The sequence below is a fragment of the Neobacillus cucumis genome, from assembly GCF_016908975.1.
Classification (GTDB): Bacteria; Bacillota; Bacilli; order Bacillales; family Cytobacillaceae; genus Neobacillus; species Neobacillus cucumis.
Genome location: NZ_JAFBEX010000018.1, coordinates 25,048 through 50,905, shown reverse-complemented (window position 1 = coordinate 50,905; position 25,858 = coordinate 25,048). Strand labels below are relative to the sequence as shown.

Below are 25,858 nucleotides of genomic sequence, written 5' to 3'. Positions count from 1 at the left end.
CAAATTTATATATTTTTACGATATAATTAAAAAAATTAAATAAAAGAATAGGTAGTTAGTTTAAAAGGATAAACAAATATTGAGATGAGGAGAATAAGTGGAATTAGCAGATCAAAACTATATTAAAATGCATAGTCAAAAAATGATTCTGAGTACAATGATAAAACACTACCCAATATCTAGGGTAAAACTATCGGAATTAACGAACCTAAACAAAGCAACGGTATCTTTGCAAACGAATTCATTAATCGAAAAACATCTCGTTTCGGAAATTGGGGCGGGGGCATCGAACGGAGGCCGAAAACCTATATTGCTAGTTTTTAATAAAAATGCTGGCTATGCGGTCGGAGTTGAACTTGCTGCCAATTATATTCAAACGATTTTAATTGATTTAGAGGGGAATATGCTTTTCTCTGACTACTTTGAATTTGTAACCCAGTCAATGGAAGCGCTTAAAATAATTTTGATAGAAAGAATTAGATTGGTGACAAATCATGCACCGGAATCTCCATATGGCATTATTGGTATCGGGGTTGCCGTACATGGATTTTGTAATGAGAATCAAACCGTAGTATATACTCCCAATTCAAATTGGGACAAAGTAGACATAAAAAATTTGCTCGAAGATCAATTTAACTTTCCTGTTTTTATTGATAATGAAGCAAATGCCGGAGCATTTGGAGAGAAACTGTATGGTTCCATCGGGCATTCCGATAACAGCATTTATATAAGCGTGGGAACTGGTATTGGTCTGGGGATCATTTTAAATAACAAGCTTTACCGCGGATCTGATGGATTTTTAGGAGAACTGGGACATATGACCATTGAATTCAATGGGAAAAAATGCGTCTGTGGAAACCAAGGATGTTGGGAACTGTATGCATCTGAAAGTGCATTTTTCAATAATCTTTCCAGAATAAAAAAGGGAAGGGAAATGACCCATGAAAAGGCCAATAAGATGATTCAAGAAAACGATGGAGATATATTGATTGAAATAGAAAAATTTGGTTATTGTTTAGGAATCGGCATAACAAATTTGATCAATACCTTTAACCCTGACTCGATTATCTTGAGAAGTAACTTGATTGAGGCTAATCCAATCATTTTAAAGTCAATAAAGAAGGCGGTTTCAAATCGGATAGCGAGGTATATACCGCTAAAAAATGAGATCTTAATCTCCCAACTCAACCGAAATGCTGCCGTCCTTGGAGCTGCTTCGTTTATGATAGAAAAATTCCTTGTGAATCCCAAGATTTATAATAAATGTTCCGTACCTCGTTAAACAGCAGTCTCTATAAAAAAGACCTTGTTGGCTAATAAGCCTTAAAATGTACCCGATAGAGTAGACACTAAAAAAAAGTCCTCTATCGGGTACTTTTTTGTATACTTAAGAAAAATGGGATTGGGGAAAGCAAGATGAGTAAGAAATTATTTACAGAGAAAGAGGTTAAGATTCTTTCTAATAACCCTTATGTTAAATCAGTTAGTTCAAAGGGAATTACCTATACAGAGGAATTTAGGAATTTTTTCATTGAAGAAAATGAAGGTGGAAAGCTACCTAGAGAGATTTTTGAACAAAGTGGATTCGATATTGATGTTTTAGGAATGGCTAGTGTTAGAGCTGCTGGTAAGAGATGGCGCGCCTCCTATAGAGAAAATGGATTAGCCGGTCTTCGTGATACCAGAGGTGAAAATTCAGGGAGAACTTGTGAAAGGGAGCTAACACTAGAGGAGAAAGTTGCGAGATTAGAAGCTCAAAACAACTTATTAAAGGCAGAAAATGAACTCTTAAAAAAGATACGATTTGCAGAAAGGGGGCTGAAACGGAAACTATAACCTTACCCACTGATCAAAAGTTTATCCTTATCCGTTCAGTTATACAGAAGTATAAGTTAAAGAATATGGTGAGCTATTTATGTGAAGTGGCTGGTGTTTCACAGTCTGGTTATTATAATTATTTCTCTGAAAGGTCGCAAAAAGTAAGAAAAGAAAAAGAAGCAAAAGATGAGATAGTGAAGGAAATCATCCTTAAAGCCTTTCATTTTAAACACCGTAAGAAAGGGGCACGTCAAATAAAAATGACTTTGGCAGGTCAATTTAATGTTAAATACAATTTAAAACGGATTCGAAGAATCATGAAGAAATACGGTATTATTTGCCCTATTAGAAAGGCAAATCCCTATAGACGGATGATGAAAGCCACACAAGAACATAGACTCGTACCCAACCTTTTAAATCGGGAATTCAAGCAGGGGATCCCTTATAAAGTTCTTCTAACAGATATCACTTACTTATTTTACGGTAAAGGTCAGAAAGCTTATTTATCAGCCATAAAAGACGGTTCTACAGGTGAACTATTAGCATATAATCTTTCAGAACGTATGACTATTGATTTAGCCACAGACACCCTGAAAAAACTAAAGAAGAATAAACACTTTAAAAAAGCGAAAGATGCATTGATCCACTCAGACCAGGGAGTACATTATACGCATCCGGAATTTCAAAAAGCTGTAAAAAAACTTAAACTACGCCAATCTATGTCAAGAAGAGGAAACTGTTGGGATAACGCACCTCAGGAATCATTCTTTGGTCATTTAAAAGATGAAGCTTCTATAAAAGAATGTAGAACCTTAGAGGAACTAAAAAGAGAAATTAAGCAATATATGACGTATTACAATCACTATAGATACCAATGGAATTTAAAAAAGATGACCCCTGTTCAATACAGAGAACATCTTCTTAAATCTGCCTAGGCTTTTTTTAAAATTGTCCTTTACAACGGGTACACATTACCTTTTCAAGGTCTTTTTTATGCATTTAATCGACTTTTCTATGCTCAGTTTGCGTAAGGATCGATTGTTTGAATCGTTCCGTCTTCATTGTATTTTAGTTCGGTAAATTTAACACAGCGTTTGTGGTCAACCCCGTCGGACAGGGAGCAGTCATGATAAAATAAATACCATTTATCCTCGAATTGAACAATCGAGTGATGGGTGGTCCAGCCGATGACAGGGGTCAGGATTTTCCCTTTGAAAACATAGGGGCCTAGAGGATTTTCGCTGATTCCATAAACAATGCAATGGGTCGTTCCTGTAGAGTAAGAAAGATAATATTTCCCATTGTATTTATGTACCCATGGGCCCTCAAAAAATCTTCTTTCCTCATCGCCGGCAAGAATTGGCTGGCCATCTTCGTCTACAATCGATATTTCTTGCGTTTTGTCCTTAAAACTAAGCATATCTTCGGTTAATTCTGCTACCCTTGGCCCTAACGCCGGTTCTGATGGACCAGGACCCTCCGCATCAGGAATATATGTGCCTGTTTGCCATTTTTCTAATTGTCCACCCCAAAGTCCGCCAAAATACACATATGCTCTGTTGTCGTCATCCACTAAAACGGCAGGATCAATACTGAAGCTTCCTTGAATGTAATTTTCTTCGGCTTTGAAAGGGCCGGTAGGATTTGAGCCAGTCGCAACACCAAGTCGAAAGATACCGTCTTTATCTCTCGCTGGGAAAAATAAATAATACTGGTTATTTTTAAAAGCAGCATCCGGTGCCCACATCTGTTTACTAGCCCAAGGAACATCTCGAATATGAAGTGCTTCGCCGTTATCTATACATGGTGAATTGAAATTATCGATCGATAAAATATGATAATCTTCCATCGCATATTGATCACCACTACCATCATCAATAGTTTTTCCACTATGTTCAATATCATGGGAAGGATAAATATAAAGTTTCCCTTCATAAACATGTGCAGAAGGATCCGCAGTATAAATATGTTCAACTAAAGGTTCATTTGGTTTTACGATTTTTTCCATGATCTATTCCCCTCTTAATTTCATATTTTAATTGGCCATAAAGATCATGCTGTGCAAACATCACAATCATCTATATTATCATTTCCTGGGATGAAGGTTGGCATGTATACCAAAATGCCGCAAAATTGATATTCTGATTAGCGCCACTGGTCAAATTGACAATCGACCGTTCTTTCGTATACATTGGTTAACAATGATTTGTTTGAAGTAACCGTACTCAAATTATGGGATTAATTAAAGCGTGGGCAGTGGACCTGTACGGATAGATTATCTTGGAATTGCTTGGATCACATACGATTATATTGGATCAAAGAAAAAAGGAGATTTTGACATGAATTATCGTGAATTAGGAACACAGGGATAAAGATTAGCGAGGTCAGCTTTGGAACATGGGCAATCGGGGGTCCATGGGGGAAGACAAGCGATGAAGAAAGTCAGAAATCATAGCAGTACTCGATCGAGCAGGGTGTGAATTTCTTTGATACAGCCGATGTCTATGGCGACGGACATAGCGGAGAGTTATTAGCCAAGGCGACTAAGGGTAAGGAAGATCAGATCTATATTGCAACAAAGTTTTGCCTTCAAGGAGACATCTCTGATTCGGGAAATTACAGCTATGAACAAGTAAGCTCTTATTGCGAAGATAGCTTGCACCGTTTAAATCGGGAAGCCATTGATTTATATCAGATCCATTGTCCAGCTACAGATATAGTAAAGGAAGGCAAAGTATTTGAAGTGCTTGACTGGCTGCAGCGCGAGGGAAAAGTTCGCCATTACGGGGTAAGTGTGGAATCAGTAGAAGAAGGTCTTATTTGTTAAACTATCCAAATGTGAAGAGTCTGCAAATTATTTTTAATATTTTTCGCCAGAAGCCATTAGAACAATTAAACCGAAGGTCTATCAAAAAGGCGTCGGCCTTCTTGTAAGATTACTGCTTGCCAGCGGACTGTTGACAGGAAAATTCACACCTGGTCATGTCTTTGAAGCGGATGACCATCGCCGCTTTAATGAACATGGAGGCATTTAATGTAGGAGAAACGTTTGCCGGATTAGGATTCCAAAAGGGTGTAGAATTAGCTGATCAGTTAAAGTGGATCGCAGAAGGTAGACCGTCTATGGCCAGTGCCGCCCTTCGCTGGATTCTCGACTGTAAAGAAATCACATGTATTATTCCTGGTTTTAAGAATGTAAATCAAGTTCAGCAAAATCTTGCCGTATTGGATACGAAATCGTTCTCCGAAGAAGAAATGCGAAAGCTTCAAAGTTTTTATGACGAAAAAGTAAAAGATTTTATTAGAGGACCTTATTAAAAATACTCTATTACCAAATGAACTGTCTGGCTTAAATCAGACAGTTTTTTGCTTCAATAAAGTTTAAATAAAATAAATTCGAATAAACAAGTCCAAACTATCAATAGTGATGAGAAACTCATTTTAGTTTAGTAGGAACAGTTAATGGCTTATTTTCAATCAATCAATAAAATTCAATATGAAGGTCCAGGTTCGAAAAATCCTTTAGCTTATAAATACTATAATCCGCAGGAAAACAATAACGGGAAAACGATGGAAGAACTGCTTCGTTTCTCGGTTGCTTATTGGCACACGTTTACGGCTGAAGGAGCTGATCCATTCGGGGTAGGAACGGCAATCAGACCATGGGCAAATTTAACGGGGATTGATTTAGCGAAGGCTCGTGCGGAAGCATCGTTTGAATTTTATGAGAAGCTTGATGTTCCGTTCTTTTGCTTCCATGATGTTGATATTGCGCCAGAGGGACATCCCCTTTTTCTTCGGCTTAAAGTCAGGAGGCACAGAATTTTAAAATTTGTCATAAAGACAAATTTCCTTTATTTTAGCCATAAATTTATATAGATAACTTATTCAGCCGCTTTTACTTCAGCACGAGAAGCATCGAGTTTCTTATTGATGTCTTCGACGTCTTTATCTGAAAGTGGGTAAAGAGCCATCACAATCATTGAAACAATCGCAAGCGCTGCTGGAATCCAGATAGCTGTTATATTGATACCGGAAAGAGCAATTGCTGTTGGTTTATCCGCATTTCCATTGAAGCCGTAGGCAGCGAGGAACCAGAGCGGAACCGCACCACCAAGAGTGAAGCCAATCTTGAAGAAGAGACCCATGATCGCGTTGATGATAGCAGCGTTACGCTTGCCAGACTTCATTTCACCATAAGAGACAATTTCAGGAACGAGTGCCCACATGAAACCAGTTGCTGAAGTGAGACCCCATTGTTTGATGAAGGTAGAAACATAAGCAAGCCATAGTGAATCGTGCATGCCTTCTAACGACCATACCCATGTAAGGATTTCACCAACAACAAACATACCAAGGAATAAATGGAAGAATCCCTTTTTACCAAAGATTTTTCTCAATCTTGGCCAGAAGACCGGAAAAGCAATACCAGGAATGGAGGCGATGAGACCTATGGCGCCCATCCAATCTGAGTGATGGACCGTGTATTGGTTAAAAAAGCCATTCACTGTGTTCATGAAGAACATGAAGGTAAAAGCAAGCATGAAAAAGATCCCCAAAATCACTAGTGGTTTATTGTTCCTCAATTCAATGAACAGGTCGAAAGTTCTCACCTTTGCCGATTGTTCAGCAGTAGCGACAACGTGTTCTTTTGTGAGACGGTAGCATAAGAACAAAGCCACAGCGCCGAGTACCATGTAAACCATGTAAACCCAAAACCAAGCGTTACCCGCAGTCGGATCCGTATACGTGCCCATTTTAATCTTAAGACCAAAGAAACCTGTATCTTTCATTGAGCGGTCTTTTGGTGCTGCCATTTGGACAAACATTGGGAACAATGTATAAACCAAGAGGTTAGCAATGTTAGCCAGCATCATACGAGTGGTTGTAATTTTAGCTATGGACTCAGGGTCTCGTGTGAGTGAAGCATTCAGCGAACCGTAAGGAATGTTGACGACGGAATAAACCAAGTCAAGCAGGAAGTAAGTAATAAAGGCTACCGTCACTGAACCACGAATGGCTGGAATTGGAGCAAAGAGCATCGCTGCAAGGATAACAAGCGGAATGCCTGCAATCACAAGCCAAGGTCGATATTTGCCGTTCTTGAATGTATGTCTATCGACGTAGGTACCAACCATCGGATCCCAGAATACGTTGACGATACGGACAAACAAGAAAATGAACCCGGCTGCTGCCGTACCAATGGCATTGACGGTCGTCAGATAGAGAGCCAGGAATCCTCCGACTGTACCAAATACGAGGTTTTGGGCAAAGTCCCCAAGACCGTAACCGATTCGTTCAGAAAGGTTGATCTTACGATACTCGTCTTGTTGAATGTTTTGTGTATTGTTGTTCATTTTTTGAACTGTTGATTCCCTTACATCCATGCCGTAGATCTCCCTTTCGGTGGAAATTTCAATCAATTCATTCACTTATATTATGGACATTTAACAAAAGTCTATTTGAAAAAAATGAGCCTCTCGATCTTTTATAGAAAAAAATTAGTGTTTACCGCTTTTTAAGTGAGGGTTAAAAAATTAGAAATCAATCAAAAAACGCTGAAGTGGTTGCGATTGCAAGCCTAAGTGGGAAAGAAACGAAACCGTGTGTGAATTTAACATTGCTAAGCCGTATAATAGCTATGAGGAGTTGTTGGCGGATCAGGAAATAGATGCAGTGTATATTCCTCTGCCCAATCATTTGCACAAAAAATGGGTGATTGAAGCTGCAAGATCAGGAAAGCATGTACTCTGTGAAAAACGGGTTGTTTAAATGTTGAGGAAGCGCAGGAGCTCATTGATATTCCGTGAAAAAAATGTTGAGTTTTGGAAGCGTTTATGTATCAGTTTCACCCGCAGCACCAACGTGTTCGCGATATTATCACTTCAGGGGAAATAGGAGATGTTAAATTGATGCGTTCATCATTCTCTTTTTACCTTGAAAGCAGAGATGAGAAAATTCGCGTGGACAAAATAAAAGGCGGTGGGAGCATTTATGATGTGGGTGCTACTGCATACACGCGATTCGAAATATATTGGGTACAGAGCCACTTAAAGTAGACATAGTGGGAGAAATGGATTCTAAATTTGAAGTGGACCTTTCAGCCACTGAAGTCTTAAAGCCTGAAAATGGCACAACCGCTATGTTTGATTGCAGTATGGATATGGAATCAAGAAAAATATACGAAATTGTTGGAACAAAAGGCGGAATCATCGTTCCAAGACCTTTCCGTCCAGACGCAAAAGGCGGTGAAGGATTTGTCATTATTCAAAAGGATTCAATCGAAACAATTGAGAGGTTTTATAGAGATATATAATCTTGAAGTAAGGCATTTCTCAAATGCAATCCTAGAGGATGGCCCAATACTATATAATGAAGAAAATAGTCTTCAAAATATGCGTGTCATCGATGAATGTTATGCTTCTTTAAAACAGAAGTTACAATACACTTGTGATTCATCATCACGCTCAACCATAAAAACCTTGATTCTTTTGAAGGAATCAAGGTTTTTATGTTGAATTCAAATGGTGAAAGAAGGTAATACAATGTTGTCGCCACATGGAAAAACGACAGATAGGGTGGAGAGGGCCAGTCTACCCACCTCCAGTATCTGTTGTTTTAGCTCATAAGTTTCGAATTAATGTCGGTCTGCGGGCCACCAAATTTGGAATTGCCCACTGTCGTAGAGCATTCCTAGCATGTATAAAAATCCGTCGTAATAGCGTGCGTGCCCAGATGGAATATCCAAATTCCACAGTTGATTCACGAAATCCATCTTGTTGATATTCGTAGCAGAGATGGCTGAAGATGCATTCATTGATACGAGACCTGGTGAGTGTACCTGTGGTTCATACGAGACCAAATTTGTATTGATTGGTGTACCATCGATATGGTAACGGCTATTATATGTGTTCATTCCTTGACTCTCAAAGAAGTTTTCCAGTGTGTTGGAATATTGAGTCTGCCAAGGTTTTACACCAAACCATGCTGCGTCAATATTTGCATTAGCTATGGCGCGCCAGGCATCCTCGTTAAAGTTACCACCATAACTATCGGCACTCTTGTCCCAAGGAGGTGTAAAAGGTGTTCCATCAAAATTGGAGTAGCATGGTGCCAACCCTGTATTTGGGTTTGCAGCATTTTGCAGCAGTTGTTCACCTGCAGAAGCAGCTTTCTCCCAGAGATCTTTATCTTCCGGATTTACGGAAGCAAAGATCCTATAAAATGCCGGCAAGCTGTAGGATGCGTCTGTGAAATTGATTGCACCTGGAGGGGAGAATGTAGACAAGTAGGTTGTCTTGTCAAACATATTAATTCCACCGGAGTCGGCATTATGCCACATTGCATTCAAAATTTGTTTTGCTTCTTTTTGGTAGTTGTAAATACCTTCGTCATTTCCCCAACGTCCCGCAGCAAAACTTAGTGCCGCAGCAATCCATTGGTCACCATCCGGGGCAACGCCCTGATCGATTATGGTACCATCGGTCTTGGTGTGCCACGCAAAAAAGTCTTTCGTCTTGCCACTCTTAATTTGCATGTTTGTTTTGGCAAAGTTCCATAAGGAGTTAAATTCTTTTTGATGATTAAGTTGTACTGCAATCATCATGGCATAGCCCATTCCCTCGGTACGGACATCATGGTTTCCGATATCCTCTACGTAAGCCATGTCAGGAGTAAGTTGGTAGTAAACCGCTTGACCGTCATAGAGATCGGGATTTGTACCTGGATTGCCATGAAAAAGTTGTTGCCAGGCGGCATTAATTTTTGCGTTAATCTCTTTTTTTGTATATCCTGCTTTTGCAAACATATTTGGATACACACCAGTTAGATAAGCTCCGTGAGGATTGTTTACAACTCCCGGGGATGTGTTGTTTTGTTCTGCTGTTGAATTAGCAGCAAATGCACTTGCAGGGGCAAGTAAAGTAGCTGCTGAAAGAAGCGGAATTCCTAATTTTTTGACGATTTTACGCACATCAAGCACCTCCAATTAATTATTAGTAGCTATTACATACATTTTTTAGTGTGCTTTTATGTAATCTGCCACCCACTCAAAATACAACGCTTACATTTCAAACATAATTTGTTTGACCGACAAACTATGTTATAAGGTTATTTTAATATTTTTCAACTTTTTGTCACTAGGCATTTCGGACTATTTTGATCCGAAGTCATTTCTACTTGTCCCTCGTCCAATATTTTTTCAGATTATCCATTGTCTTTGTCTACTTTACCATTAACCAATAATTGAGCATTTTACAGTATGGGCATTTATAGTCTCCAAACTCAATAATCGAAACGAGTAATGAGCTTTTTTCATTTGTATAATCAATCTGTGCTGAACTGTTTCCAATGTTAGATTCATTTTAAAGCAGGACTTCTCGTATTTTGACTTTATGGAGGGATAAAGAATAAAGCCAATAATCATGACTGCAATTAAACTGACCACCCAGAATATAAGCATTACGGAAGAATAGTTAGCACTTGTTTTTGTGTGCCGATTTTCAAACCGCCTTTTTAAAAATATTATAAGTTAAACTTAATTTATCTGCTAGACAAACAAAGTTTAGGGTGTTAAAATAAATTTTGTAATATTTGAATTAATCCGTAATTTCAGTTTACTTTGAGGAAGAATAAACAATACATATATGTAAGGGTTTACTAAATTTTTAGTATTTACTCTAGCTGCATGTTGACAAGATGCTTAAAACAAATACAATCCGTTAACAGATTAAATGCTCCTGAAAATCAGCCATAACAACTTAGAATAGGTCTTGCTGAGCTATTAACTTAGTTTGTTTTCTATATAAACAAACTGACCAAAATTAGACAACATTGGATGAATCGATTATTGCAGTAAGGAATCTCCCAGGGCAAATGGAGGAACTCCGTTAACTTGGTTGATATAAATTTAATTAGGAGGATGAATGTATGAGTAAGCTCAAAAAAATGCGCAAGCGCAAAAAAACCGTGTCATTGCTGCTCACTGCCGGCCTTGGTTTAAGTTTATTTAGTAGTTTACCAGCCCAAGCATCTAATGTATCAGCAGCGACAAAACCGAATTTGCCTGTTCAGGCATCTAAGGTTCAAGCAAAACTGCCAATTTATCTGGACAAATCTTACTCATTTCAAGAGAGAGCTGCGGACCTAATTTCCCGCATGACGCTGGAAGAGAAGGCATCCCAGATGAATAGTAGCTCAGCACCTGCTATTCCACGACTTGGTGTTAAAGCCTATGGTTGGTGGAATGAGGCACTACATGGTGTAGCCCGTACTCAATACAATCCAACCGGTAACGCTACACTATTGAACAACACAACATCCTATCCTATCGACCTTTCACTTGGTTCTACATGGGATCCCCAGCTAATGTATGACGAAGCTACAAAGATTTCCGATGAGGCCCGTGAAGTGGCGCCTGAGAACACTCAGGAGCTCGATTACTGGTCGCCAACCATCAATCTAGCCCGTGACCCGCGCTGGGGAAGAAATGATGAATCTTACGGAGAAGATCCATTCTTAACAACACAAATCGCTTCTCAGTTTGTTAACGGTATGGAAGGTAAGGATATGAATGGAAAGCTGCTGCCTGAGAGCGACGGATATCTCAAAACGGTAACCACTATTAAGCATTATGTTGGGAACAACAGCGAAGTTAACCGTTTAAACGGTTCATCAAATATTGATGAACGTTCACTCAGAGAGTATTTTTCTGCACCTTTTAAAGGGGTTGTACAGAAGGCAAATGTTAGCTCAGTCATGACATCTTATAATAGCATTAACGGTGTGCCAGGATCAGCCAATGTTCACACAATGGATACGCTCCTTCGTCAAACGTTTGGCTTCTCTGGTTATGAGACTTCTGACTGTGACGCCGTTTATGAAGTTTCAAATCCTACCGGTCATAACTGGACTCCGCCAGGATGGACGCGTCCTGTAAATCAGGTAGAAAGAACAGCTTTTTCGATAGGAGCCGGTGAAGATCTTAACTGTAACGCAGGCTACAGCGATGGATACAGCTTTGGTAACACTATACCAGCTGCTGTTTCACAAAAAATTGTCACTCCGACTGGCACATTTTCAGAAAACGATGTTGATACTGCTTTAATCCGTCTCTTTACTGCTCGTATGCAGCTTGGGGAATTTGATGATCCAAATAGTGTTCCATGGGTTAAAGAAGCACGTAAGAATGTTCCAGAAGGCACATGGACGAATAGTGATAGTAATAACGCCATTACTCAAACTAAAGATCGATTAGATATGGCTCGTAAAGTAGCTGATAACTCTTTAGTTCTGTTGAAAAATAGTGAAACCACACAAAAAGACGGAAGTAAAGGTAAACTTCTTCCTCTTAAGGTTCCAGCTTCCGGCAGCTTCAAAGTTGCTGTAGTAGGTTATTTTGCTAATCCTGACAACATGTATCTTGGCGGGTATTCAAGTAATCAGGGCAGTGCGGGTATCGCCAACTTTGTAAATGCTTATAATGGTATCAAAAATGCTGTAACAGCAATTAACCCTAATGCTGAAGTCACTTACTACAAGGGCTTTACTGATAAAGGGACTCAAGCAAAGGATCTTAATACAGTAGATCCAGCCGCTGTAGAGGCTGCAAAAAATGCTGATGTTGTTATTGTATATACTGGAACTGACAACAGTACTGCAGACGAAGCCGGGGACCGTAAAGACCTCACTCTTCCGGGAGCGCAGGCTTCATTAATCGATCAAGTTGCTAAAGCGAATCCTAATACCATTGCCGTTATGGAAACAATTGGCCAAGTAGAAGTTAATTCATTTGAACACGATGTTCCTGCAATGCTTTGGAGCTCTTATAATGGTGAGCGCAAAGGTGAAGGTCTGGCGGATGTTCTTTTAGGAAAACATAATCCAAGCGGACATTTACCATTCACGTGGTATCAAAGCAGTTCAGAACTTCCTGCGATCACTGATTATACATTAAGACCTACAGGAACTAATCCTGGTCGAACATATATGTATTTTAACGGTCCGATTTCCTATCCATTTGGATATGGCCTAAGTTATTCAAGCTTTAAGTATTCCAATCTTGATATTAGTAAGAAAAATCTTCAAGCTAATGACACATTTGATGTAAGTGTCGATGTTACGAATACCGGCAACACAAAAGGTGATGAGGTTGTTCAGCTTTATGTGAACACACCTGACGCACCGGCAGCATTACAACGTCCAACCAAGCGTCTGGAAGGCTTCCAGAAGGTTTCATTGAATCCTGGACAAACCAAGAAGGTTCACATGACTGTTAATGTTCCTGACCTTGCTTTCTTTGATGAAGCACAGAATAAATTTACAGTAGACCAGGACCGTTATGGCATCCAGATTAGTACATCGAGTGCGGATGCTGATATCAAGCAGCAAGACTTCATAAATGTACATGGCGACTTGAAGCCTGAGCTTAGTGTTGTTTCTGTAAAGCCTATTCAGCAAGGTGACACAGAGGCTGACATTCCGGACCGTGTAATTTATGACAAAGGTATGGTAGTTGTTCCTCAAGTTACTGTATCTATGAATGATCAGAGTTTATATGGATATATTTACAAGGGTAACAGCAAGTCATTACCTGCAGGAATGACATTAAAATATAGCAGTAACCGTCCTGATGTTGTTTCCATTGATAAAAACGGGGTAATAAAAACTGTTAATGGCGGCGTCGCTACCATTACTGCTACTGCAACCTATCATGGCGTCAGCAAGTCCACTCAGTTTGTTGTGTATGTAAAACAAGCAGAGTTAGACGGAATTAATGTTAACGGTCAACCTTTAACTGAGTTTTCCAGTGATAATTACAACTACTCCTTCCAAATGCCAGATGGCAGCAATACGGTTCCGCAAATTACAGCCATCAGCCATGATCCGGATGTGAAAGTAAAAGTAACCCAGGCAACTTCTGTACCGGGTACGGCTACGATTGTTACTGAAGAGGGCGATTATTCACAAACCTATAAGATCGGCTTCGGACGGGCACCGATTTCCACTGATTTTACGACGTCCGGTACACTTGGTAACCAGTGGTCGATCCTACATGAAGATAAAAATAATTACAGCTTGACAACTAACGGATTGCAGATTACTTCACAGCCAGGCAATATTGTGGATGGATCAATTAAAAATCTGTTCCTTCAGCAGGCTGCAGGAGATTGGCAGTATGAGACTAATATCAAACTGTCAGCAACACCTCAAAATACACAAGAGGTTGGGCTAGGAGTATATGATGATCAGAATAATTATATCAAGATAACTTACGGAATATCTGGAGGAAGACCAGCCCTTAGTCTCAGCAGGTCTATCGATGGAGGTCAGATGTTGTTTGCAACAAGAAATTTAACTTCAACAAATATTTATTTACGTCTTGTTAAGGCAGGCAACCAATATACTGTATATTATTCTACTAATGGAACTACATTTACATCGCTGGGTGTCGTACCATTATCACTTGCTAATCCAAAGCTTGGCTTAATTGTTACCGATGGAACATCAAACACTGTTAATCCAATAAATGCAGTATTCTCATATCTTAAAGCCTATTAATAACTAGCATTAGCGACAATTGTTCAGCTATTGGCAGTTTTTCTGCCAATAGCTGATTTTTTATAGTGACGATTGTTGGAAGCACAACAGGGATAAAATAATGATGCTTTATTACTTTATTTGATAGACAAACTAAGTTTACGAAGATATACTTACAAAGTAGTTAGTGATAAATTGAACTAAAAATGAAGTATTGTAAGTGGTAATTAATTTATTATCAATTTATCAAAAAAAGTATTATTTTAAAATGTAAATAAAATTCAATGTTAAGGTGTAGAGAAAAAAATCCATTAGCTTATCAATATTATAAGTTACTAGTAAAAGCAAAATGGAATCCCAGACAGTTGAGGTGTTCTAAAAATGGCTAACCAAAAAAGAAGTTATGACAATTCTTCCACTAAGTTTATATTCTTGACAGTGTGTTTCGTTGCAGCCATTATAATTGGCTTTATCTTTTTAGCTCCTCATAAAAACCAAAATTGGGAAACTGCAAAAGATAAAATTGATAATACCAATCAGCATAACATAGAAAAAAGTTCAGCACGGATTGACTATTCTAATGAGCCCTACATAGGAAAAAGTTCAGCACCCGTTTCGATTATTGAGTTTGGAGATTATAAATGCCCATATTGTAAAATGTTTAATCAAAAGGTAGTCCCGACCATTAAACAAGAAGTAGATAAGGGTGACGCAAAATTATACTTTATAAATGATTCCTTCATTTATATTGATTCCATACGTGCGGCGAAATTTGCCGAGTCTGTTTATGCCGTACTAGGAAATAAGGCATTTTGGAAATTTCATGAGCTTCTCTATCAAAAACAACCTCAAGGCAGCGAATATGAAAAAATGGATATATATAATGAAAAATTTCTTACGGACACTTTAAAAGAAGTTGTCAGTGATGTGGATGTAATAAAGGTTGTTAAATATTTTGATGCGAATAAAGCTGATGCTGCTTGGCAAAGGGACATGGATCTTGTGAATCAACTGAATGTAACCGGTACTCCTACCATATTTGTAAATGGTAAAGTGGCAAAGACACTGGATGATTTGAAAAATATGATAGACAAGGCAGCAAAGAAATGAGCTGAAAAAGATCATGGCGACTGGGCCTAGCCAAATATAATATAGATACTAAGAAGAAAAATACTCTCAATTGTTGATTTATCAACGTTTGGGAGCATTTTTTATTTTTGAGAGCATGCTTAGTATCCACGTTTAGAATAACTGCGTGATGCCTGGATAAACAAAAAAACGGGCTAAACCCGTTAATGTTTTTCTCCATATTGCGTAATGCCAAAGTAGTCGCTAGTCGAATATTTATTGAATTTAACATCCAAATCATGAAAGATCCGATGTACATTAATTAATGGTTTAATATCGTTTGTTTCCTCAGCCTCTGTCAATAAATCTTTTGCATGAGAAAAGTCGGTTCTTAAATCTCCATCATCTGTAGCATTGATAACGCGCTCAAGTTCTTCTATGTACTGATTATAATTTTTATTGAATTCATCAAAACTAAAATTCTTATAATGTTCCCAGCACAATTGATTATTCCAATAATCGTGATTACTAGAGATATAGTTTCCTATATCTGTTTGGGTTATTTTGGATTGTTTAAGGTGTTGAATAGGGAGTTCATTCGATGCCGTTCTGCTATTATTTACATAAAAAGCCGCACAAATTAGAAAAGCTAGAAGGATCAATATGGATGTTATGAGTGGCTTTCGTTTAAAAATAATCCTCACCTCATTAGGTATAAAATAAGAGATATAGAATAGATTAGCACAAATATTCAGAAAAAGGTAGTTATGGAATTAATAGCTAATTAACAAAAAAATATGAGTAAAATCGACAAAATTTGCGATAATCACTTGACTCTAGTAGTGATAATGTGTAATATTTATTGAGTAAGTTCGTTCTTAGTTTTTTCATATATGCGGGTGTAGTTTACTGGTAAAACCTCAGCCTTCCAAGCTGATGTAGTGGGTTCGATTCCCATCACCCGCTCCATACATATTAACTAACGCAGTGTATCGTTACATATAGAGAACGATGCATTGCGTTTTATTTTTGTTTAAAAAAAAGATGCCCTCTTACTGGCATCCAAGAATAAAGCAGGAAGCTTCGCCTCCATGTATTTGGGTAAACATCTTCATTAATGATTCAATAAGTTTGACTGCATCTTCCTCACCTGTTGAAGGCTGCAGATATATAATCTGCAAAGCATTCATTGTATTTAACGTAACAGGTGCTCTTTCCGAATCAACAAACGGACTTCCAAATGGGCCCATTTCATCGGAGGAGAGGATTAAGTTTTCTAAGGAATTGGTCCTCCCGTTTAAACCTGTATATTCCTCGCCCTCTTTGCCTATCCGAATTTCCACATGACCATCCAAGCGGTCAAGATCGTAAATTCCAATTGGTACTTGATATTGCAGAGAAAAAAAGTTATTTATATCAATTGCACTATGTATTGGTGAAAGATAATTTTGCTTTTTAACCCTTCTAAAGAGTGCCTCTGCTGAATGACGGTAACGATTTGGATCCTTTCCTGTCTTTTTAAATATAGTTCTCCATTCTTTAATCCCAGGAATTTCTGTAACCTGCTTGTTCTCGAGTTCAAAAAAGATTGACTCTTGAAAAAGCTGGAGCCTTCCTTTAACCATTTGTGGTGAATCCCCGACCGTTATATCTCGATATTCGATGACCCCAATTTTAAAATCAGGAAATAGCTCGAGTACTTCCCTGGAAAGTTGAATTTCCAACCATTCCACCTCCAAAATTTGATGAAAATAGTTTATCATAGATAGATGTGCAACTAATAATTATAACAATTTATATATATTGATGTTTGATTCGAAAGGAGGTAATTTCAGTTGGATGTTCAGCAACTAAAAAAGGAACTTATTGCTTTTAGTAAGGAAATCGGGATTGATAAAATTGGTTTCACTACTGCTGATCCTTTTATTGAATTAAAAAACCGATTAATCAGACAACAGGAGTTGGGCTATCAATCAGGTTTTGAAGAGCCTGACCTAGATAAGAGGATAACTCCTAAATTATTGCTGGAAGGGGCCCAGTCGATTATTTCCATTGCACTTGCTTATCCTGCCAAAATGTCTACACGTGTTGAGAGCAAAAAAGGAGCAAGGCGAGGAATTTTTAGCAGAGCTTCATGGGGGCTTGATTATCATCATATTCTTCGTGACCGTCTTAAAAAACTGGAAGAATTTATTTTAAAGAAGATTCCAGAGGCAAAGTTAAAATCAATGGTTGATACAGGGGAACTTTCTGACCGAGCCGTAGCTGAACGTGCAGGGATTGGCTGGAGCGGGAAAAACTGTTCCATTATTACGCCTGAATTTGGCTCATACGTTTATTTAGGGGAATTAATTACGAATATCCCATTTGAGCCAGATAAACCAATAGAAGACCAGTGTGGTTCTTGTACTAAGTGCTTAGATTCATGCCCTACAGGTGCATTAATTCAGGGAGGGCAGATTCATGCCAAACGCTGTATTTCTTTTTTAACTCAAACTAAAGAACTAATACCAGATGAATTTAGGGAACAAATAGGGAATCGTGTATATGGCTGTGACTCTTGCCAAACAGCATGCCCGGTCAATAAGGGAATCAATTTTCATTTCCATACAGAGATGGAACCTGATCCGGAAGTAGCTAAACCCTTATTAAAACCCATATTAAAATTAAGCAATCGAGAATTTAAAAATCGATTCGGCTCCCTTTCAGGCGCATGGAGAGGGAAAAAGCCGATTCAACGCAATGCCATTATCGCACTGGCTCATTTTAAGGATGAAAGTGCCATTCCTGAGTTAATTGAAGTATTAGAAAAAGAGCCTAGCCCTGTCACTAGAGGGACAGCTGCCTGGGCACTTGGGAAAATTGGCGGAGAGACAGCCTATGATGCCTTAAAAAAAGCAAAAGATCTTGAGACAGATTCCCAAGTACAAGCAGAAATTGATAAAGGATTATGTTTTTATAATAATTAGAGAGCAAAACGGCTTGTTTTGCTCTTTTTTATTGTTAAACCCTTCTTTTCTTCATATGTATGAAGGGAAAGGGGGAGATTGTTTGCAGCGATTACTTCAAGAATTATTTGAAAAGCGTTTAGAACAATTCTTATCAACTAAACGCGGGTCTAAGCTTTATTTTCCAAAGGCTGAACAAAAACAAGAGGCTTTAGCCAATCGATCAGCAGAAATGGTGAAAGTAAAGGCTGCAGGAAAAATCTTAGAAGAGTCCACAGAGGATGAGTTTCAAACAATTAAATACCAGGCCCACTACCAATATTTAATCAAACAAAATGGAATACTTTATATGGAAGAAGAGTTAGAAGAGAGGTTAGCAAAGTTTTACAAAGAAGCATTGGTTATGGATGAAGAAATTAGACCAAATCTAGAACCTGATCCATATCCAGAAATAGAAACGCAAACTTTGGCCATAGAGGATCAACCTGAACGGCTAAGTTATCAGTATAATCGATTAAAAGCTGTGCAATATGCTGAAAGCTGGTGGAATAGCTATAACCCTGCATATAAAAAGTTTGAGAATGATTGTACCAATTTTATATCCCAATGTTTACGTGCAGGTGGAGCACCGATGCGCGGTTACCCTAATCGGCAAACAGGCTGGTGGCTGCAACGACAAAATTGGAGTTATAGCTGGGTCGTAGCAAACTCCCTTAGGTTATATTTAGGTAATTCCAAAAGCGGTCTTCGAGCAAGAGAAGTTAATAGTCCTGATCAATTAATATTGGGAGATGTCATTTGTTATGATTTTGAAGGGGATGGACGGTTCAATCATAATACGATTGTTACAGGGAAGGATGCATATGGGATGCCTTTAGTTAATGCCCATACGTACAATAGCCGGAAGAGATACTGGGCCTATGAAGATTCATCTGCCTATACTCCAAATATTAAATATAAGTTTTATTCCATCTTCGATGAATGATTCTTCGATTCTTGAATGCATAAGTCAGAGTGGTATAATTGCATGTAGAGTTTTAATATGAGGTGAATTTTTTGGCTATACACGTAGTTTTATATCAACCACAAATACCTTCTAATACAGGAAATATTGCTAGGACTTGTGCAGGAACCAATACACATTTACATCTCATTCGCCCTTTAGGATTTTCAACCGATGATAAGATGTTAAAAAGGGCCGGCTTGGATTATTGGGAACATGTTCATATTACCTATTATGATTCCTTAGAGGATTTTTTTGAAAAAAATGCAGGAGGGGCTTTCTTTTATATAACGAAAGTGGGGCAAAAGAATTTTACCAGTTTCGATTATAGTGATCCGTCTAAAGATTATTATTTTATTTTTGGGAGTGAAACCACAGGTCTTCCAAAGGAAGTGATTCAAAAGAATTTGGACACTGCCTTAAGAATACCTATGACTGAAAATATTCATTCCTTAAATCTCTCCAATACAGCAGCGATTTTTATTTATGAGGCATTACGTCAGCAGGATTATCCAAATCTAAAATAAGTAGGGAGGCCACTACACTAAGGCCTCCTTTTGCTCTAAAAGGAAGGATTGATCATATGAATGATGTTATTTCAACCATATTAAACCACCGATCCATTCGGCACTTTGAGGACAAGCCATTAACGGAAGAGCAAATTCAAACCATTGTCACTTGTGCCCAATCAGCCGCAACTTCTAGTTTTATTCAAGCTTATTCCATTATTGGGGTGAAAGACAAAGAAAAGAAGAAGAAATTGGTCGAACTTACTGGAAACCAAGAATATGTAGAGAAAAATGGCCACTTCTTTGTTTTTTGTGCGGATCTTTACAGGCATACAATTATTGGGGAAAAAGAACAAAAAAATGTAAACCCATCCATTGAAAGTACAGAAAAATTTATGGTGGCGCTGATTGATACTTCTCTAGCCGCACAAAATGCAGTCATTGCTTCCGAATCCCTTGGATTAGGTATATGTTACATAGGTGGAATCCGTAATAATTTGGAAGAAGTGAAAAAGCTCCTAAACATTCCAGATCGGGTGATTCCATTGTTCGGGCTTGCAGTCGGATATCCTGCACATATTACAGATAAAAAACCAAGACTGCCATTTGAGCATGTCTATCATGAAGATCAATATGAGCAGGATATGGAGAAGTATTTTCGTCAGCTAAATGAATATGATCAGTCCATTTCAAAGTATTATGAATCAAGAACAAACGGGCAGAGAAAAGACCGTTGGACTGAACAGATTTCCAATATGTTATTAAAACAAAATAGAATGTATATGAAAGAGTTTATCCAAAAAAATAAACTGGATTTACACTAAAAAATGACTGCCGTTAATCCGGCAGTCATTTTTTAGTGTGTAGGAAATTATAAAATTCTCGCTTGAGGATAACTGTTAATAAAAGGACTGTCGACGTCCAGCTTCAGCGCCTAGCCCCCGAGGTCTTAAGACGATCAGGGAATGAAGGCAAAGAACGCCTTCTTTCCTGATCGTCTTATGCTTGTCGGGGCTGTTCAAGGCGCTTACGCTTTTGTTTTGCGCATGTAGGTCTTATTTATTCGTACCAGGCTTGTCGTTATACCCAGCAGTGAAAATAGCTGCTAAAAACGTAATCATAACTAGAATAATTAAGAAAGTACTCATGTTATGTACTGCCCCCTTTGTCCTGATTTTTAAATAAGATGGTTTAACGCCAAATGAGTGAAAGCCGCTAAACAGACGCATTTCTGACACATACAACTTTATTATAGCCTAAGTTTTGGAAATGAAAAGAACAATATTCCTTTTAATTAAATAAAAAAGATAGACAATATCTCGAATTGGGTACGCATGTTCAAGTCCTTAGGTGCATAGATTATATTAATCGTCTCTGATAACCTACAGGGGGAGGGCCATATGGATATTTTAAAAAAAATCGAGAGGTACCGTGAAGAAGAGGAAAAACTGCGCTGGGAAGGAACATTCGCTGACTATTTATTGTTGTTGAAGGAAAAGCCGTGGGTAGCACAATCTGCACATTCTCGAGTTTATAATATGATTAAGGATGCAGGAATTGAAGAAGTTAAAGGGACGAAGCATTACAATTTCTTTAGTAATCAATTATTTGGATTAGAAGAGTCATTAGAAAGGCTTGTTGAGGAGTACTTCCATCCAGCTGCTAAAAGGCTGGACGTAAGAAAAAGAATCTTACTTTTAATGGGGCCGGTAAGCGGAGGTAAATCTACTCTTGTTACCATGTTAAAAAGAGGGTTAGAAAGCTATTCACTTACGGATAGAGGCTCTGTATTTGCGATTAAAGGCTGTCCGATGCATGAGGATCCTCTGCACTTAATTCCTCATCATTTAAGAGCAGATTTCTATGAGGAATATGGCATTCGCATTGAAGGAAACTTATCACCATTGAACATGATGCGCTTAGAGCAGGAATATGGCGGTAGAATTGAAGATGTTTTAGTAGAAAGAATCTTTTTCTCTGAGGATAAAAGGACTGGTATTGGAACATTTAGTCCGTCAGATCCTAAATCACAGGATATTGCTGATTTAACAGGAAGTATTGATTTCTCCACCATAGCAGAATATGGCTCAGAGTCAGATCCACGGGCTTACCGATTTGATGGGGAACTCAACAAAGCAAACCGCGGGATGATGGAATTCCAGGAGATGCTAAAGTGTGACGAAAAATTCCTCTGGCATTTGTTGTCCTTAACACAAGAAGGTAATTTTAAAGCGGGAAGGTTCGCTCTAATAAGTGCCGACGAGCTGATTGTTGCACACACGAATGAAACGGAATATCGCTCGTTTATTTCAAACAAGAAGAACGAAGCATTGCATTCTAGGATTATTGTGATGCCAATCCCTTACAATTTAAAAGTTTCACAGGAAGAAAGAATCTATGAAAAGATGATTAATGAGAGTGATGTCTCGGATGTACACATTGCACCGCATACATTAAAGGTTGCTGCAATGTTTACCATCTTAACGCGCTTGAAGGAACCGAAAAAAGGCGATATTGATCTGCTGAAAAAAATGCGTCTTTATGATGGGGAAAGTGTTGAAGGATTTAATTTGGCTGATGTGGAAGAACTGAAACGCGAGTATACAGATGAAGGTATGAGCGGTATAGACCCTCGTTATGTCATCAACCGCATTTCATCCACGATTATTCGAAAAGAAGTACCAGCGATTAATGCTCTGGATGTATTACGATCGTTAAAAGACGGACTTGACCAGCATCCTTCGATTACAGCTGAAGTACGTGATCGGTATATGAATTATATCTCGTTAGCGCGGAAAGAGTATGACAATATTGCCAAAAATGAAGTTCAAAAGGCATTTGTATACTCCTATGAAGAATCGGCTAAAACATTAATGGATAACTACCTTGATAACGTTGAGGCGTACTGCAATAAAGCAAAGCTTCGTGATCCGTTAACAGGGGAAGAAATTAATCCTGATGAAAAATTAATGCGTTCTATTGAAGAGCAAATTGGTATCTCTGAAAATGCCAAAAAAGCATTTAGAGAAGAAATATTAATTAGGATTTCTGCTTTTGCCAGAAAAGGCAAGCGGTTTGATTACAATTCCCATGACAGACTAAGAGAAGCGATTCAAAAGAAATTATTTGCGGATCTTAAGGACGTTGTTAAAATTACAACATCCACAAAGACACCGGATGAACAGCAATTGAAGAAGATTAATGATGTGGTTGCCCGCTTAATTGATGAACATGGGTATAATTCGACATCAGCGAATGAATTACTACGTTATGTAGGTAGCTTACTAAACAGATAATTTGGGAGTAAAATAGCACGGACTGGCAGAGGAAGACTGTCAGTCCCTTTTTTTCCAATTGATAGATTACTTCATTTGTGCAGGTAGGATAATATTTCTTTGAAGAGTCCGCTTGTCCAAAGTATAGGCTATTAACCAATTGTCAAAATTTTTTGTAAATTATTTGCTACTTCTGCATAGGATAAAGTAATCCATCATTTCAATTGTTTTTTTCATTCGCGTTATTCTATGTATCTGTTAAAAAAATGTGCAGTATGGAGAAAAAATTTAAATTTAATAAGGAGGGGTTTGTAGTGTCTATCGATAACCATCAATTTGTGATTTCTAGAGAAGATTGGTCCCTCCACCGTAAAGGCCACGATGACCAGCAGCGCCATCAAGAAAAAGTCCAGGAGGCAATCCGTAATAATCTTCCAGAATTAATTACGGAAGAAAGTATTATTATGTCTAATGGTCGCGATGTGGTAAAAATTCCAATTCGTTCTTTGGACGAATATAAGATTCGCTATAATTATGACAAAAACAAACACGTGGGCCAAGGTGAAGGTGACAGTCAAGTCGGTGACGTTGTAGCGCGGGACGGTAACAACGCGCAAAAAGGACCTGGTAAGGGTCAAGGTGCAGGAGATCAAGCAGGGGAAGACTATTTTGAAGCAGAAGTATCCTTAATGGAGCTTGAGGAAGCCTTATTTAAACAACTTGAACTGCCAAACTTAAAGAAAAAAGAGGAGCAAGAGCATCTCGTTGAAAATATTGAGTTCAATGATATCCGAAAAACCGGATTAATGGGGAACATCGATAAAAAGCGGACGATGATGACTGCTTTTAAACGAAATGCGATGAGTGGTAAGCCAGCTTTCCACCCAATTTACAAGGATGATTTAAAGTTTAAAACTTGGAATGAAGTAGTGAAACCTGATTCAAAAGCAGTTGTTATCGCGATGATGGATACAAGTGGTTCAATGGGGATTTGGGAGAAATATATGGCACGGAGCTTTTTCTTCTGGATGACCCGCTTTTTGCGAACAAAATACGAGACAGTCGAAATTGAGTTTATCGCGCATCATACAGAGGCAAAAGTGGTATCAGAAGAAGACTTTTTCTCAAAAGGAGAAAGCGGTGGAACCATTTGTTCATCTGCTTATCGAAAAGCCTTAGAAATTATTGATAGCAAATATAATCCACGGAAGTATAATATTTATCCATTCCACTTCTCTGACGGTGATAATCTTACATCTGATAATGCCCGGTGCGTTAAACTTGTAGAAGAATTAATGAAGGTTTCGAACATGTTCGGCTATGGGGAAGTAAATCAGTATAATCGCCACTCTACATTAATGTCGGCTTATAAAAATATCAAGGATGAACAGTTCCGCTATTATATACTCAAACAAAAAGCTGATGTATTTCATGCAATGAAGAGCTTTTTCCAGCAAGAACAATCAAAATTATACGCGTAAAAAATGACAGGAGGGGCTCCTGTCATTTTTTTTGTTAAAAAACCACGCATCCTCTAAAAGTTGAATGATTGATTAGTTTTTCAATTTTTTCATTGCTTGCCCACTAGGTGGCTTTCTGGTTATTTTCTATAGATATCTATACCAGTTTTTGCATTTGAGTTTAAAAGGTGATATAACCCTTTTATTTTCGACGGTTATTTTGATGAAGAAAAATTTGGATTGTATGTGCAATTTATATTGGTATAGACAACTAGATTTAGGTGATGATAAGATTAAGACATATCTCTGAAAGAGAGTTAGTGACAGTAACTTATAAAGTCAATCATATTTTACTTAAAGCTATAAATATTTATGCAGAATGACCCCTGAACAGTCGGGTGGATTATAGTACGGTAAAAAATATGTTGGTTTTTAGCTAGACAAATAAAAGGGAGGAAGATCCACAATGAAAATGATAGAAGTGCAGAATTATGATGAAATGAGTCAAAAAGCCGCTCAATATATTATTAATAAAGTCCATCAATATCCTACTATTAAATTGGGACTCGCAACAGGCGGAACACCAGTTGGTACTTACAAGAATTTAATTCAAGATCATCAGCAAAACGGGACTTCATATCGAGATGTTACCGCCTTTAATTTAGATGAGTACATTGGTCTATCTGGAAACGATAAGAATAGTTATCGTTATTTTATGAATGAACAATTATTTAATCATATTGATATTGATAAAAATAACACCTTTATCCCTCGCGGGGATTACAAAGACAGTGAAGTAGAATGCCAGCGTTATGAAAGACTTATTGCTGATCATGGAGGTGTTGACTTACAAATACTTGGTATTGGGGGCAATGGTCATATAGGATTTAATGAACCTGGGACTTCTTTTCATGCCAATACACATGTGATTCAATTGGATTCTACAACAAGAGAGGCCAATGCCAGATTTTTTAAGAACATTGAAGATGTACCGACAAAAGCGATAACCATGGGGATTTCTACAATCATGAGAAGTAAAGAAATCTTACTGCTTGTATCGGGTGAGAGTAAAAAAGATGCTCTGGACAAGCTTATAAATGGGGAAATCTCAGAAAGTTTTCCTGCCTCTGTTTTGAAGAATCATCCATGTGTTACAATTATTGCTGATAAGGCAGCAGTTTCAGGATTAAAGCTCCACTCTTAATTCCTGAATTGGGCTCATTTTTTAGAAGGGTGTACA

Annotated in this window: 16 protein-coding genes, 1 tRNA gene and 4 pseudogenes; 16 read left to right on the top strand and 5 right to left on the bottom strand. The window is 38.1% G+C overall.

What is annotated here, in order from left to right; genetic code table 11:
• The first annotated feature begins 97 nt into the window (after window positions 1-97).
• Entirely contained in the window at window positions 98-1,282 is a 1,185-nt protein-coding gene (locus tag JOC76_RS21255; protein WP_205180793.1) for an ROK family protein, read from the top strand.
• A 134-nt stretch (window positions 1,283-1,416) separates the two neighbouring features.
• Window positions 1,417-2,753 (top strand): IS3 family transposase gene (locus JOC76_RS21250; protein ID WP_205180792.1). Its coding sequence is split into 2 segments (ribosomal slippage): window positions 1,417-1,804 and window positions 1,804-2,753, totalling 1,338 coding nucleotides; the frame shifts between segments, so codons are not numbered across the junction.
• 83 nt (window positions 2,754-2,836) lie between these two features.
• Here the strand turns inward: JOC76_RS21250 and JOC76_RS21245 are convergent.
• Window positions 2,837-3,826 (bottom strand): glycoside hydrolase family 43 protein, encoded by a 990-nt coding sequence (locus JOC76_RS21245; protein WP_205180791.1) that lies wholly within the window; start codon window positions 3,824-3,826, stop codon window positions 2,837-2,839.
• A 331-nt stretch (window positions 3,827-4,157) separates the two neighbouring features.
• On the opposite strand from JOC76_RS21245, the pseudogene JOC76_RS21240 reads away from it, so the two are divergent.
• Window positions 4,158-5,136 (top strand): annotated as a pseudogene (locus JOC76_RS21240) (aldo/keto reductase).
• Between the two features lie 144 nt (window positions 5,137-5,280).
• A pseudogene (locus JOC76_RS21235) lies at window positions 5,281-5,610 on the top strand (xylose isomerase); the annotation flags it as partial.
• A gap of 92 nt (window positions 5,611-5,702) precedes the next feature.
• On the opposite strand, the gene JOC76_RS21230 reads toward JOC76_RS21235, so the two are convergent.
• Entirely contained in the window at window positions 5,703-7,205 is a 1,503-nt protein-coding gene (locus JOC76_RS21230) for an MFS transporter (RefSeq protein WP_205180790.1), read from the bottom strand.
• Window positions 7,206-7,410: 205 nt separating this feature from the next.
• Between JOC76_RS21230 and JOC76_RS21225 the strand changes: the two are divergent.
• Together JOC76_RS21225 and JOC76_RS30910 are read left to right on the top strand one after the other, a co-directional pair.
• Window positions 7,411-7,590, top strand: a pseudogene (locus JOC76_RS21225) (Gfo/Idh/MocA family protein); the annotation flags it as partial.
• Window positions 7,591-7,655: 65 nt separating this feature from the next.
• Window positions 7,656-8,134: pseudogene (locus JOC76_RS30910) on the top strand (Gfo/Idh/MocA family protein).
• Window positions 8,135-8,455: 321 nt separating this feature from the next.
• Here JOC76_RS30910 and JOC76_RS21215 read toward each other — a convergent pair.
• Complete coding sequence (locus tag JOC76_RS21215; protein WP_205180787.1) at window positions 8,456-9,790, bottom strand: family 8 glycosyl hydrolase; 1,335 nt, start codon at window positions 9,788-9,790, stop codon at window positions 8,456-8,458.
• Between the two features lie 956 nt (window positions 9,791-10,746).
• Here JOC76_RS21215 and JOC76_RS21210 point away from each other — a divergent pair.
• Together JOC76_RS21210 and JOC76_RS21205 are read left to right on the top strand one after the other, a co-directional pair.
• Entirely contained in the window at window positions 10,747-14,376 is a 3,630-nt protein-coding gene (locus tag JOC76_RS21210) for a glycoside hydrolase family 3 C-terminal domain-containing protein (RefSeq protein WP_205180786.1), read from the top strand.
• Between the two features lie 360 nt (window positions 14,377-14,736).
• Window positions 14,737-15,465 (top strand): DsbA family protein, encoded by a 729-nt coding sequence (locus JOC76_RS21205; protein ID WP_205180785.1) that lies wholly within the window; start codon window positions 14,737-14,739, stop codon window positions 15,463-15,465.
• 182 nt (window positions 15,466-15,647) lie between these two features.
• Here JOC76_RS21205 and JOC76_RS21200 read toward each other — a convergent pair whose 3' ends face one another.
• Window positions 15,648-16,085, bottom strand: a complete 438-nt coding sequence (locus tag JOC76_RS21200) for a hypothetical protein (protein WP_205180784.1) — start codon at window positions 16,083-16,085, stop codon at window positions 15,648-15,650.
• A gap of 233 nt (window positions 16,086-16,318) precedes the next feature.
• On the opposite strand from JOC76_RS21200, the gene JOC76_RS21195 reads away from it, so the two are divergent.
• Window positions 16,319-16,392, top strand: a tRNA-Gly gene (locus tag JOC76_RS21195).
• 83 nt (window positions 16,393-16,475) lie between these two features.
• On the opposite strand, the gene JOC76_RS21190 is transcribed toward JOC76_RS21195, so the two are convergent.
• Window positions 16,476-17,147: a B3/B4 domain-containing protein gene (locus JOC76_RS21190; protein WP_205180783.1), complete on the bottom strand. Its 672-nt coding sequence runs from the start codon at window positions 17,145-17,147 to the stop codon at window positions 16,476-16,478.
• Window positions 17,148-17,258: 111 nt separating this feature from the next.
• On the opposite strand from JOC76_RS21190, the gene queG reads away from it, so the two are divergent.
• From queG to nagB, 7 genes are all read left to right on the top strand, one after another.
• A complete protein-coding gene (queG, locus tag JOC76_RS21185) occupies window positions 17,259-18,392 on the top strand; it encodes a tRNA epoxyqueuosine(34) reductase QueG (protein WP_205180782.1) in 1,134 nt (377 codons plus the stop codon).
• A gap of 82 nt (window positions 18,393-18,474) precedes the next feature.
• A complete protein-coding gene (locus tag JOC76_RS21180; protein ID WP_205180781.1) occupies window positions 18,475-19,356 on the top strand; it encodes an amidase domain-containing protein in 882 nt (293 codons plus the stop codon).
• A 71-nt stretch (window positions 19,357-19,427) separates the two neighbouring features.
• Window positions 19,428-19,901: a tRNA (uridine(34)/cytosine(34)/5-carboxymethylaminomethyluridine(34)-2'-O)-methyltransferase TrmL gene (gene trmL, locus JOC76_RS21175; protein ID WP_205180780.1), complete on the top strand. Its 474-nt coding sequence runs from the start codon at window positions 19,428-19,430 to the stop codon at window positions 19,899-19,901.
• A 56-nt stretch (window positions 19,902-19,957) separates the two neighbouring features.
• Entirely contained in the window at window positions 19,958-20,707 is a 750-nt protein-coding gene (gene nfsA / locus JOC76_RS21170; RefSeq protein ID WP_205180779.1) for an oxygen-insensitive NADPH nitroreductase, read from the top strand.
• A 576-nt stretch (window positions 20,708-21,283) separates the two neighbouring features.
• Complete coding sequence (locus tag JOC76_RS21165; RefSeq protein WP_205180778.1) at window positions 21,284-23,179, top strand: PrkA family serine protein kinase; 1,896 nt, start codon at window positions 21,284-21,286, stop codon at window positions 23,177-23,179.
• Window positions 23,180-23,433: 254 nt separating this feature from the next.
• The gene (gene yhbH, locus JOC76_RS21160; RefSeq protein ID WP_205180777.1) at window positions 23,434-24,639 is read left to right on the top strand and encodes a sporulation protein YhbH; all 1,206 of its coding nucleotides are present in this window, start codon (window positions 23,434-23,436) and stop codon (window positions 24,637-24,639) included.
• A gap of 445 nt (window positions 24,640-25,084) precedes the next feature.
• The gene (nagB, locus tag JOC76_RS21155; RefSeq protein WP_205180776.1) at window positions 25,085-25,822 is read left to right on the top strand and encodes a glucosamine-6-phosphate deaminase; all 738 of its coding nucleotides are present in this window, start codon (window positions 25,085-25,087) and stop codon (window positions 25,820-25,822) included.
• The last annotated feature ends 36 nt before the right edge of the window (window positions 25,823-25,858 follow it).